This window comes from Actinomycetospora sp. CA-101289 (assembly GCF_050955895.1).
In the GTDB taxonomy this organism is placed as follows: domain Bacteria; phylum Actinomycetota; class Actinomycetes; order Mycobacteriales; family Pseudonocardiaceae; genus Actinomycetospora.
Window position 1 is genome coordinate 5,176,134 of record NZ_CP192093.1, and the last position, 12,758, is coordinate 5,188,891.

The window sequence follows — 12,758 nt, forward strand, 5'->3', positions numbered from 1 at the left end:
TGGCCGCTCCGAGCGACACGCCGAGGACCCGAGGAAAGGCACGTCATGAGCCCGCTCCAGATCCAGTGGGACCGCATCCGCCGCCGGTGGGTGCTGATCCTCGTCATCGGCATCGTGGCAGCGGCCGGTTCCCTGGGCGCCTCGCTCCTGCAGGGGTCGACCTACACCGGCCGCTCCGCCCTGACGATCGTGTCCCAGGACCGCGCACCGGAGCAGGACACGGTCCTCGCGCAGGGCTACGCCGACTACTTCAACCAGGCGTCGTCGCAGCAGCAGCTGCGCCAGACCGCCGGGGTCGACTCGTCGGTGGGCCTCAACGCCCGCATCGCCGCGGCCAGCCCGATCGTCTACATCGAGGCCGTCGCCGACACGCCGGAGGAGGCGGCGGAGTCCGCCACCAAGATGGCGGTGGCGCTGCGCGACGACGTCAACTCCAGCCTCGGCGGTGAGACCAAGCAGCAGCAGCTCGACGCGCTCGACGGGCAGCTGAACGCGGCGCGGGCCGCGGGCAACCAGACCGAGGCGGCGCGGCTGCAGGAGACGCGCAACGAGCTCCAGGCCAACACCACGAACCAGCTGCAGGACCTCCAGCTCAACGCCGGTGTCGTGGGCAACCCCAGCAACGCCGCCCGCAACGCCGGTGCCGCGCTGGTCGGTGGCCTGCTCCTCGGCGCCCTGCTGGCCATGGCGCTGGGTCGCTTCGAGAACCGCATCGTGACCCCGAACGAGGTCCGCGACCGGCTCGGTCTCCAGGTCCTCGCCGCCGTCGGCGGCAAGAAGCGCTCCGGCGAGAACGCCCGCAACGAGATGCTGCGCGCGCTGATGGGCCTCACCAACGCCGCCGGCATGCCCACCCCGGGCTCGCTGGCCATCACCGGCCCCACCACCACGCGGGCGTCGAAGTCCCGCGTGGCCGTGGCCCTCGCCGGCCTGCGCGCGCTGCAGGGCCAGACGACGTTGCTGGTGCAGGCCGACCTCGAGACCGAGCCCACCGGCGCCACCGAGCTCTCCTCGATGTCCGGTGTCGCCGACTTCCTCGCCGAGCGCGGCGACAGCCGCATCGACGGCAAGGTCTTCTCCAATGGGCGGGCGCTGCTCGTCGCGCCGCGCGGCAGCAAGCGGGACGACCTGTTCGCGCTGTTCTCGCGCTCGCACGTCTCGCGGCTGCTCAAGCAGGGCACGATGCTCGCCGACCTCGTGATCATCGACGCCCCGCCCGTTCAGTCGGTCGAGGGCCAGGTCGTGTGCTCGGCCGCTGACCGCTCGCTGCTGGTCGTCGAGGAGGGCGAGACCCGCTCCCGCGACGCATCGGCCGCGCTCGACGCGCTGGCTAGCGCCGGCGGCACCGCGCTCGGCGTGGTGCTGGTGCGCAACCCGAGCCAGCTGACCGACCCGGGCTTCCTCGCCGAGCGCTCCTGGACGCCCGTGCGCCTGCCCACCGGCCCCGCGCCGGTGCCCGCCGGCCGCCCCGGCCCGCCCGCCGGGGCCCCGGCGCAGGGCGGCCCCCGGTCGGCCGCCCAGGTGCCGCCGGCCGACCGCACCGCCCCGATCTCGCGCGAGAAGCTCGAGGAGGCCCGCGCCGCCATGGGCGCCGGCCCGTCCGCGGGCAGCGCGTCCGCCGGGCACGAGGGCACCAACGGCACCGCGGTCAACGGCACGAAGAACACCAACGGCGCCCCGGTGCGCACCCCGGGCTCGGGTCCCTCGGGGCAGTCCGGCCCGACGGGCACCAACGGCTCGTCGGCCGAGCGGCCCACCGGGCGGCGCGACGACCCGGCCGCCGGCCGCGGCGGCGCCCCGGCCGGCGGCGCCGGACGCGGCGGTGCCCCCGAGGGCACCGCACCCGCAGGCGGCGGCAAGCCGTCGCCCGGCGCCGGTCCCACCTCCAAGCCCTCCCCCGGCGCCAAGCCCTCCCCCGGCGCCAAGCCCTCCCCCGGTTCCGGCCCGTCGGGCGCGCCGGCTGGGCAGGCGGGTACGCCGACGGGCACCGCGAAGCCCTCCGCGGGCGCGGGACCGTCGTCCTCGGGCCCCTCGGGTCCGTCGTCGCCGTCGGGCCCGTCGGGTCCCGACGGGGCCGCCCCCGGCCTGAGCGTCCAGACCCGCCGCGGCGGCGCACCGTCCGGCGGCAAGCCGTCGCCGAGCCCCAAGCCCGGTGCCGGCCCCAAGCCCGGCGGCACGGGTCCCTCGGGCGCCAAGCCCGCGTCCGGCCCGAAGGCCGGGGGCTCCTCGTCCGGGTCGGCCTCCGGCGGCCCGTCGGCGTCGCCGAGCTCGCCCCCCGGGGCGAAGCGGGTCGGCACGGCGCGGTTCACGCGCAGCGCGGCGCCCAAGGGTGCGTCCTCCTCGGGCGCGCCGAGCTCCGGCGGACCCGCGTCGTCGGCCAAGGAGGGTGACGCCGCGTCCTCCTCCGCGCAGCCCGCCGGCGGGCTCTCCGCCCCGACGGTCACGCTGCGCACCGAGAAGTGAGCCTGATCCCCGGGCGTCTGCGCGCCTCGTCCCGGAGTGACCTGGTCGTGGGCGGGATCGCCGTCGTGGTGGTCTTCGGTCTCGCCGTCGCCGAGCCGGGCGACGTCGGCTTCCTGCTGGCGGGGCTCGCCGTGGGCGCCGTCGTGTTCGCCCTCGCCGTGAGCGACCCGCTGCTCGCGCTCCTGCTGGTGGTGGTGTCGAGCTTCCTGCGCACCGCGCAGAAGGAGTTCGTGTCGGTCGAGGCCCTGACGCCGGCGTTCTGGGCGATGCTCCTGGCCCTCGCCCTGGCCCTCGCACGGCGGGCCAAGGACTGGCCCCGCCTCGGGGTCGTCGAGTGGCTGATGGCGGCCTACCTCGCGTGGAACATCACGTCGATGCTCATCCCGCACGAGTACGACGCGGTCGACCCGGTCACCGGCACCTCGATCGACACGTACCGCTGGCTGTTCGCCGGGGTGATGCTGCCGCTCGTGGTCTACGTCGTGGCCAAGAGCGTGCTGGACGACGAGCGCTCGGTGCGCTGGCTGCTCTGGACCACCGTGGGCATGTCCGCCTACTCGTCGTGGGTCAGCATCCTGCAGTTCCACGGGCCGAAGTCGCTGGTCTGGCCGAGCTACATCGTCGACGCTCCCAACTGGGAGGGCCGCGCCAACGGTGTGTTCAACCAGCCCGTGGTCAACGGCCTCATCCTCGTCGTCGGCTTCGTGGTGTGCCTGTTCCTCGCCGATCGGCCGGGCACCCGCCGGTGGGTGCGGTTCGGTCTGTGGGCGCTCGCGGGTGCGGCGGCGTACTCGGTCTACCTCACCCACACCCGCGCGGCGCTCCTCGCGCTCATCGTGGTCCTGGGGCTGGGCATCGTGCTGGCCAGCGGGTGGCGGCGCGGCTTCGTCGTCAGCGCCGTGCTGGGCCTCCTCGCCGTCGCGGCCAACGCGTCGACGTTCTTCTCCAGCGACCGCTCCGCCGGCGGCGTCGGGTCCTCCAACGAGGTGTACGACCGGCTCAACATCATGGCGACCTGCCTGCGCGCCGTCGCCGAGCACCCGTTCGTCGGCATCGGCCTCGGCCGCTTCGAGGCGTACAACACCTCTGAGCACGTGGTCTGGTCGCAGGAGATGGACTGGAACCGCGGGTGGGGGATCATCTCCCACCAGAACGAGCTCGGCATCGCCGCGGAGCTCGGCATCCCCGGCGTGCTGCTCTGGATCGCCGTCGTGGTCGCGGTCATGTGGACGCTCTGGCGGGCCATCCGCGAGCTCCCCCGCGACGAGTTCCTCGGGGCGCCGCTGGCCGTGGTCGGCGCGATGGTCATGGTGGTGATGGTCGTCAACGGCCTCACCGTGGACCTGCGCATCCTCGACTTCGCCGGCATGCTGCCGTTCCTCTACGCGGGCATGGTCGCCGGGCAGCTCGACCGCCACCGGCGCCGGCGGCCCGAGCCCCGCAACGGCACCGCGGGCGCGGGCCTGCCCGGCGGGATGAGCCCGGCGGAGGTCGCCGACTGGGAGGCCGACCACCGTCGCCTCGTGACGGCGAAGTGAGGCGCCGCCCCCCGCGCACGCTGTGGGTCTCCACCAGCACCACCACCCAGGGCGGCATCGCCACGTGCGTGCGCACGCTCGCCGCGACCGGCCTGTGGGAGCGCTGGGGCGTGCGGCACGTCGCGACCCACCGCGACGGCTCGACGCTCACCAAGGCGACGACGTTCGTCCGCGGGCTCGTGCGCTACGCCGGCGAGGTGGTCCTGCGCCGTCCCGACCTCGTGCACGTCCACATGTCGTCGGCGGGCAGCTTCGTGCGCAAGGCCGCGATGGCCTGGCTCGCCTACCTGCTGCGCGTCCCGGTGGTGCTCCACGTCCACAGTGGCCGGTTCCACCTGTTCCACGACGGGGCGCCCGCGCCGGTGCGGCGGTTCATCCGCGCGACGCTCACCCGCGCCGACGTGGTCATCGCCCTCGGCGAGCTCATGCGCACCCGCCTCGCGGTGATCGCGCCCGACGCGCGGCTGACCTCGCTGCCCAACCCGGTCCCGATCAGCCCGGTGACCGAGCTGCCCGCCGGTGCGGCCCCGCACGTCGTGTTCCTGGGCCGGATCTGGGCGAAGAAGGGCGCGTTCGCCCTGGTCGAGGCCTGGGCCAAGCAGGTCGGCAGCAGCGGCGGGCACCTGACGATGGCCGGTGACGGCGAGCCCGAGCGCGCGCGCGAGATGGCCCGCGAGCTGGGCGTGGCCGACTCGGTCACCGTGCACGGCTGGCTCGCCCCCGACGAGGTCGCCGACCTCCTCGCCCGGGCCGACGTGCTCGCGCTGCCGTCGGAGAACGAGGGCCAGCCGATGGTCGTGCTCGAGGCGATGTCGCGCGGGCTGGCCGTCCTGGCCACGCGCGTCGGCGGCATCCCCGAGCTGGTCACCGACGGCGCGGAGGGCCTGCTCGTGCCGCCCCACGACGCGGGGGCGCTGGCCGACGCGCTCGGCGAGCTGCTCGCCGACGAGGACCGGCGCCGGGCGCTCGGCACGGCCGGCGCTGCTCGCGCGCGCGCCGAGTTCGCGGCCGACGCCGTCGCGGCGCGGATCGAGGAGCTGTACCACGAGGTCCTGGCCGGCCGTCGGCGCCGGTCGCGGGCCGTGTCGGCGGGCTCCGCACTACGGTGACGGCCATGATCGACGCGACGGTCGCGCGGTGAGGTCGCTCCATGCCCTCGCGGCCGGCCGCTGACGCCGGGCCCGTCCGGGTCACCCTCGTCCTCGACGTGGCCGCGGTCGGCGGCGCCGAGATCGTCCTGCGCGACACCTTCGCCCACCTCGATCGCGCGCGCGTCGTCACGGACGTCGTCTGCCTGCGCGAGCCCGGCCCCCTCGCCGACGACTTCCGCGCGGTGTCGGACGGGCTCACGACCCTCCCCCGCGGCGGGCGGCTGGGCCTCGCGCGCGTGCCGCGGCTGGTGCGGCACTTCCGGCGGCGCGGCACCGACGTCGCCGTGGTCTCCCACCACCACCGCGCCGCGCTGACCCTGGCGCGGGTCGCCGCCCGGCTCACCGGGCGGACGCGCTCGGTGATCGCGGCGCACGACATGGACCTGACCCGCGTCGGCGGGCGGGTGCTGCCGCGCTACGTCGTCGAGACCCTGTTCCTCAGCCAGGGGCTCGCCCTGCTCGCGCCGAGCCAGGGCCGCTACCTGCACGACGAGGAGGGCGTCGGGACCTCGTGGCGCAGCCGGGTGCGGGAGTACCTCGTCCCCAACGGCATCCCCGCGTCCGCTCTCCCGACGGCCGCGGAGCACGCCGCGCGGCGGGCCGAGGTCCGCGCCGAGCTCGGGGTCGGTGACGACGACGTCGTCGTGCTCATGGTGGCGCGGCTGAGCCCGCAGAAGGCGCACGAGGTGATGCTCGACGCACTCGCGCGCGCCGCGCACCCGCGCCTGCGGCTGGTCGTGGTCGGCGACGGCAAGCGCCGTGCCGAACTCGAGACGTTGGTGGCCGAGCGGGGCCTCGGCGCCACGGTGACCTTCCTCGGCCTGCGCCGCGACGTGCCGCGCCTGCTCGCCGGCGGCGACGTGTTCGCGCTGTCCTCGGTGCACGAGGGCGTGCCGATCTCGGTGATCGAGGCCATGACGGCCGGGCTGCCCGTCGTCTCCACCGACGTCGGCGCGCTGGGTGACCTGGTCACCGAGGGGGAGGACGGGTTCCTCGTCCCGTCCGGCGACGCCGCGGCCCTCGCCGAGCGGCTGACCCGGTTGGCCGACGACCCGGCCCTGCGCGCGGCGCTCGGGAACCGGGCCCGCACCCGCGCGCGCACCGAGTTCACGGTGGAGAACACCGCCGCCGCGTTCACCGCGATGGTCGAGTCGGTGACCGGGCGTCAGGCCGCCTGAGGCGGTGCCTCCCGGAGGCTCACCCGCGGAGCCCAGCGAGGGTGCTCATCCGTGCGGGGGACCCTGCCCCTACCGTGGAGTCATGCCCGGCTTCCGTGCTCTCGCCCCGGCGAAGCTCACGTGGTACGCCCGGCGACTCCGCTCGATGGGCCCCCGGGAGGTCGCGGACCGGGCGCTGACCGTCGGGGCCACGGCCACCCGGCGGGTCACCGGGGATCGGGAGCCGGACGACGCGGCGCTGCTGGGAGACGGAGCGCAGCGGAGCTCGACCCGATCGGGGGGCGACGGGGCGCCGGACTGGTCCGCGCTGCTCGCCGACTTCCGGGCCGGCACGGGGCGTCCGGTGCTGCTCGACCGCGCCACCGCCACCGCCGTGGCCGCCGAGCACCCGGACGCCGTGAAGGAGCTGCTCGCCGCGGCCGACCGCGTGCTCGAGCACCGCTTCACGTTCTTCGCCCACCCCGAGGCGCGCTACGACGGGCCGATCGAGTGGTCCTGCGACCCGCTGTCCGGGGTGCGCTGGCCCGACCTGCCCTCGCACGCGATCAACCACCGCGCCGGGCACGGCGAGCCCAAGTGGATCTGGGAGCTCAACCGGCTCCAGCACCTGCCCTGGCTCGCGCAGGCCTGGCTGCTGACCGGCGACGAGCGCTACGGCACCGAGGCCCTCGACCAGCTCGACGCCTGGATCACCGCGAACCCGCCCGGGCGCGGGATCGCCTGGCGCGGCGCGTTCGAGGTGGGCGTGCGGGCGATCTCCGTGCTCGTCGCGCTGCAGGGCCTCGCCGACCACCCGGCCCTGACCCCGGAGCGCTACGCCCGCGCGGTGCGGATGCTCGCCGCCGGCGCCCGGCGCTGCTGGCGCGACCGGTCGAAGCACAGCTCGGCCAACAACCACCTGGTCGGCGAGCTCGCCGGCCTCGCGACGGTGGCGATCCTGCTGCCCGAGCTCGCCCGCGCACCGCGCTGGGAGCGCGACGCCGTCGCCGCCCTGGCCGTCGAGGCCGACCGCCAGATCCTGGGAGACGGCGTCGGCGCCGAGCAGGCCGTCGGCTACCAGGTCTTCACCGCCGAGCTGCTCGCCGTCGTCGCCCTGCTGCGGCGCCTGCGCCCCGGCCACGTCCCGGGCCCGGCCGACACGACGCTGGTGGACGCCGTGCGGCGCTCCGCGGCGCACCTCGCCGACCTCGTGGGCACCGGTGACCCCACCCCGCGCACCGGCGACGACGACGAGGGCTTCGCGCTGCGCCTCGACCCCGCGCCGACCCGCGAGGTCCGCCCGCACCTCGCGCTGGCCGCCGCCCTCACCGGCCTGCCCGCCGCCCGCCGCGCCGGCACCACCGACCTCACGGCCGCGTGGATCGCCACGCGGCTGGGCGCCACGGACGCGCCGAGCTCCTGGGAGCCCGGGTCCGTCCACGCCCCCGACGGCGGGCTCGCGATCCTGCGGTCCGGGCGGCGCCGGGTGCTCGTCGACGTCGGGCCGCTGGGCTACCTGTCGATCGCCGCCCACGGGCACGCCGACGCGCTGGCGCTCGGGCTGGCCGTCGACGGGCACGACCTCGTCGGCGACCCCGGCACCGGCAGCTACTTCGCCCATCCCGACTGGCGCACCGCGCACCGCTCCACCCGCGCGCACGCCACGGTCGCCGTCGACGACGCCGACCAGTCGGTGATGGGCGGGCCCTTCCTGTGGACCGAGCACGCCGCGGTCCGGGTGCACGCCGTGGACCTCGCCGACGGCCGCGTCGACGCCGAGCACGACGGCTACCGCCGCCTCCCGACGCCCGCGACCCACCGCCGCGTCGTCCACGCCCCGCCCGACGACGACGTGGTGCTCGTCGTCGACGTCGTCACGACCGACGGCACCGGGGACGCCCCGGCGCCGGTGCGCACGACGTGGCCGCTGCACCCCGACCTCGAGGTCGACCCGGCGGGCACCGACGGCACCGTGGTCGCCCGCCGCGACGGCGAGCCGGTGCTGCAGATCGTCACCGCCGCCACGGCCCCGGCCACCGGCTGGCGGCTGCGCGGCGGCGACCCCGGCGCGGGCGAGCTCGGCTGGTGGTCCGACCGCCTCGAGCAGCGCCGGCCCTGCTGGTTCGTCGGCGCGCAGGTCGCCCCCGACCCGGGGACGCGGACGGTCGTCCTCGCCACCCTGCTCGCGGCCGGCGCTTCCACTACGGACCTGCCCGTCCCCGAGGTCCGGGTGGACGGCGACGAGGTCGACGTCCGCTGGACCGGCAGCCGTGGCCCCCGGCACACGAGGGTGCCGGGACGATGACCTCGCGGCCCCGGCAGGGCCCCGCCGACGGGACCCCCGTCGCGGACGCCGAGCACAACCCCTCGCTGAACGGGCTCAGCCGGACGCTGCGCCGCGGCGCCACGATCTCCGCGGCGATGCTCTTCCTCACGCAGCTCATCTCGCTGGGTCAGACGGTGGTCGTGGCCCGCCTGCTCACGCCGGCCGAGATCGGCGTGTTCACCCTCGGCACCCTGTTCGCCAACTTCCTGGTCGTCGTGGCGGGCGGCGGGATGAAGGCCGCGCTCATCCAGCGCGACACGGACGTCGAGACCGCCGCCAACACCGCCTTCTGGGCCAGCCTGTTCACCGGCGTGGCGATGACCACCGGCGCCCTCGCCGCGTCCCCGCTGCTGGGGATGTTCTTCGACGACCGGATGGTGGCCCTCGTCGCCGCGGCGACCTCGGGCACCCTGCTCGTCCACTCCCTGCTCAACGTGCCCGAGGCGCTCATGCAGCGCCGGTTCAACTTCAAGCGCAAGCTGATCGTCGACCCGCTCACCGCCGGGTCCTTCGCGGTGGTGACCGTGACGACCTGCGCGCTGGGCTACGGCATCTGGGGCATGGTCGCCGGGCTCTACGCCTCGCAGGTGGCCACGCTCGTCGCGTCGTGGTGGCTGGCCGGGTGGCGCCCGGGCCGGGACGGGTTCAGCTTCCGCGTGTGGCGGGAGATGGCGAGCTTCGCGTTCCCGCTCATCGTGCAGGGCCTGGCCAAGGACCTGCGGGAGATCGTCCAGCAGTCGATCGTGGGCCGCAGCCTCGACATCGGCACCGCCGGTCAGTACCGCTACGGGCGGCGCATCGGGATCCTGCCCGGCCAGGCGATCATCCAGGTCGCCTCGTACGTGCTGTTCCCCGCGTTCTCGCGCATCGCCGACGACGCGGTCCGCTTCCGGCGCGGCTTCCTGCGCGCGCTGCGCCTGCTGTGGACGGCCACCGTCCCGGTCGGCGCGTTCCTCGTCGCCGCGGGCGGACCCGCGATCGTGGTGCTCCTCGGCGAGCAGTGGGCCCCGGCCGGGCTGTTCGTCGCGGCGATGGCGGGGTTCGGCCCCGGGACCGCGCTCAACGCCGTGGGCGTCGAGTCCATCAAGGGCGCCGGCCAGAGCCGGCGCCTGCACTGGGTCACCGGCACGTCGCTCGTGGTCGGCATCGGCGGGCTGGTGGCCCTGCTGCCCCTCGGCCTGCTCGGGGTGGGCCTCGCGGTCTCGCTCGAGGGCCTCGTCGCCGGGATCCTGACCCTCGCGCTGGCGCGCCCGCTGGTGCACGTCTCCTGGCTCCAGCTCGGCCGCGTCCTGCTGCCGCCGCTGGTCGCCGCGGCGATCGCGGGGACGGCCACGTGGGCGCTGGAGACGCAGGTCCTGGCCTCGGGCAGCCGCGGGATCGTCGTCGGCCTGCTCTTCCTGCTCGTGGACGGCCTCGTCTTCCTCGTCGCCTACCTCGCCGTGCTCGGGGTGCTCGCGCCGGAGACGGTCACCGAGCTGCGTGGCCTGCTGGCCAAGGTCCTCGGGCGCCGCCGGGCGCGATCCGGGGGCGACGACGGAGCGGCCGGTGCCGACGGTCCCGGCGCGGGACCCGACGGTCCGCGGGACCCGGACGACGACCGGCAGCGTCTCGGCGAGGACGACCTGCTCGACGCCCCCACCGTCGTGCTCGGCCTGCGCGACCTGCGCACCGAGCAGCTCCGGCGGCAGGGCGCACCACGCCACGCCGCCGCACCGCCCGACCTCGGCGCGCCCACGGCGCCGGTGGTCCGCCAGGGCCCGCCCGCCCGCGGGTCGTCGCACGGCCCGGGTCACCGCCGACCGGGCACGAAGCGCCGGGTGGTCGCGCTGCAGGACGTCACGGCCCGGCACGACGGCCACTGAGCACACCCGCCCGGGCGCCGCGGGCGCCCGTCGGGCGGCCGGGCCTCACCGCGCGTCGTTACGATGGGTCCCGCACCGCCCGCTCCCGGACGGGTGCCACGGGGCCGGACGGCCCCGCGCCGCGCGGCCGATGACGGGGCGATGAACCAGCCACCGGACCACGACGGGCCTGCCGCCCGCGAGGGTGCACCCGGCTCGGGTGAGGGCGTCGACGCCCCCACGGTGACGCAGGCCACGCCCGGGCCGGACGATCCGGCCACCGAGGGCGGCGCCGACCGGCCGCAGAGCGCGGACGACGAGCACAACCCGGACCTGGAGAACCTCGGCGGCAAGCTGCGCCGCGGCGCCCAGTACGCCGCGATCGCCCTGACGTTCACCCAGATCATCTCGCTCGCGCAGACCATCGTCGTCGCCCGCCTGCTCACGCCGACCGAGATCGGTGTGTTCACCCTCGGCACGATGTTCGCGAACTTCGCGGTCACGGTGGCGGACGGCGGCATGCGCGCCGCCGTCATCCAGCGCGAGGAGAACGTGGCCGACGCGGCGGACACAGCGTTCTGGGCGAGCCTCGTCACCGGCACCCTGATGGCCTTCGCGGCGCTCGGTGTGGCACCCCTGCTGGCGCTGTTCTTCGACGACCGCATGGTGGGGCTGGTCTGCGCCGCGACCTGCGGGACCCTGCTCATCCACTCGCTGGTCAACGTCCCGGAGGCGCTGCTCCAGCGGCGCTTCAACTTCAAGCGCCGGCTCGTGGTCGACCCGCTCACCGCCGGCTCGTTCGCCGTCGTCACCGTCGTGATGGTCCTGGCGGGGTTCGGCGTGTGGGGCATGGTCATCGGCCTGTACGCCTCGCAGCTCGCCACGTTGATCTCGTGCTGGCTCCTGGCGCGCTGGCGCCCCGGGCGCGGGCGCTGGTCGTTCCGGCTGTGGCGGGAGCTGGCGGGCTACTCGTTCCCGCTCATCGTCTCGGGGCTGACCGACAACATCCGCAACGTCGCCCAGCAGACCCTCGTCGGTCGCGGCCTCGACGTCGCCGCCGCCGGTCAGTACCGCTACGGCCGCCGGATCGGCATCCTGCCCGGGCAGGCGATCATCCAGGTCGCCTCGTACGTCCTGTTCCCGGCGTTCGCCCGCATCGCGTCGGACATCGAGCGCTTCCACCACGGCTTCCTGCGCAGCCTGCGGATGCTGTGGACGGCGACCGTGCCCTTCGCGGTCATGCTCGTCGCGCTCGGGCAGCCGATGATCGTCGTCCTGCTCGGCGAGCAGTGGCGCCCGGCCGGCCTGTTCGTCGCGGCCATGGCCGGCTACGGGCCCGGCACGGCGATGAGCGCCATCGGCTTCGAGTCGATCAAGGGGTCGGGACGGAGCCGGCGCATCCACTGGCTCACGGTGATCTCGCTGGTCGTCGGGCTCGGCGGGCTGGTCGCGCTCATCCCCTTCGGCCTGCTGGGCGTGGGCCTCGCGGCCTCGCTCGAGGGCCTGGTGTCGGGGATCGCCAGCCTGGCCCTGGCGATGCCGCTGGCACGGGCCACGGTGCGCCAGGTCTCGGGGGTCCTCGTCCCGCCGCTGATCGCGGGCGCGGTCGCGGGCGTGGCCGTCGGGCTGCTCGAGCACACGGTGGTCCACGCCGACCAGCGCACCCTCGTGGTCGGCCTGCTCGCGATCACCGGCGAGGCCGTGCTCCTGCTCCTGCTGTTCGTGGGCGTGCTCTACCTCATCGCCCCGCAGTCGCTCCGGGACGTCGCCGCCGCCGTCCTGCGCCGGCGCGGGCGGGACGGCGACGGGGGCGAGGGGCCCGGCGAGGACGGTGAGGACGACGGCGCGGAGCGTGACGACACGCCCCGCGGGCCGGACGGCGGCGACCGGGATCCGGGCCGCGCCGGTCCCGCGCCGCCGCCGGACGACGCGCCCACCGTCGTCCTCGCCCTGCCCTACCTCGAGGACGCGACCGCGTGGGTGCTCGTCCGGCAGGCCGCCGGCCCACGGCGTCCGGCCCGACCCGCGCTGCCCGTCGCTCCCGGGCCACGGACCACCGGCGTGGGTCTCGACGCCCCGACCACCGCCCTCGACCCCGCCCCCCGCGCGCCGGCACCCCCCACCCCGGCACCGCACCCCTCGGAACCGGACCCCCCCGCGCCGGACGGGCCGGCGCCGGACGCCCCGGTCTCGGCGCGCCGCCTCGTCCGCGTGACCCCGCGCCCGCCGGGCCGGCCGTCCCCGCCCGACGGTCCGGACCCCGAAGGCGGCCCCTGACCCGC

General features: G+C 76.1%; 7 protein-coding genes. All 7 read left to right on the top strand.

The window, feature by feature from the left end:
• Nucleotides 1-45: 45 nt before the first annotated feature.
• The 7 genes from ACQPX6_RS25820 to ACQPX6_RS25850 all read left to right on the top strand — a co-directional run bounded on the left by ACQPX6_RS25820 (nucleotide 46) and on the right by ACQPX6_RS25850 (nucleotide 12,753).
• Nucleotides 46-2,463, top strand: coding sequence for a hypothetical protein (locus tag ACQPX6_RS25820; protein ID WP_433783511.1), 2,418 nt, complete (start codon nucleotides 46-48; stop codon nucleotides 2,461-2,463).
• Entirely contained in the window at nucleotides 2,460-4,001 is a 1,542-nt protein-coding gene (locus ACQPX6_RS25825) for an O-antigen ligase family protein (protein ID WP_433783512.1), read from the top strand. The genes ACQPX6_RS25820 and ACQPX6_RS25825 overlap by 4 nt, the downstream gene beginning before the upstream one ends.
• Nucleotides 3,998-5,110: a glycosyltransferase family 4 protein gene (locus ACQPX6_RS25830; RefSeq protein WP_433783513.1), complete on the top strand. Its 1,113-nt coding sequence runs from the start codon at nucleotides 3,998-4,000 to the stop codon at nucleotides 5,108-5,110. Before ACQPX6_RS25825 ends, ACQPX6_RS25830 begins: the two co-directional genes overlap by 4 nt.
• Before the next feature lie 41 nt (nucleotides 5,111-5,151).
• The gene (locus ACQPX6_RS25835; protein ID WP_433783515.1) at nucleotides 5,152-6,330 is read left to right on the top strand and encodes a glycosyltransferase; all 1,179 of its coding nucleotides are present in this window, start codon (nucleotides 5,152-5,154) and stop codon (nucleotides 6,328-6,330) included.
• 82 nt (nucleotides 6,331-6,412) lie between these two features.
• Nucleotides 6,413-8,614, top strand: a complete 2,202-nt coding sequence (locus ACQPX6_RS25840; protein WP_433783517.1) for an alginate lyase family protein — start codon at nucleotides 6,413-6,415, stop codon at nucleotides 8,612-8,614.
• Nucleotides 8,611-10,497, top strand: a complete 1,887-nt coding sequence (locus ACQPX6_RS25845; RefSeq protein ID WP_433783518.1) for an oligosaccharide flippase family protein — start codon at nucleotides 8,611-8,613, stop codon at nucleotides 10,495-10,497. Before ACQPX6_RS25840 ends, ACQPX6_RS25845 begins: the two co-directional genes overlap by 4 nt.
• Before the next feature lie 141 nt (nucleotides 10,498-10,638).
• Nucleotides 10,639-12,753, top strand: a complete 2,115-nt coding sequence (locus ACQPX6_RS25850) for a lipopolysaccharide biosynthesis protein (protein WP_433783520.1) — start codon at nucleotides 10,639-10,641, stop codon at nucleotides 12,751-12,753.
• Nucleotides 12,754-12,758: the final 5 nt, after the last annotated feature.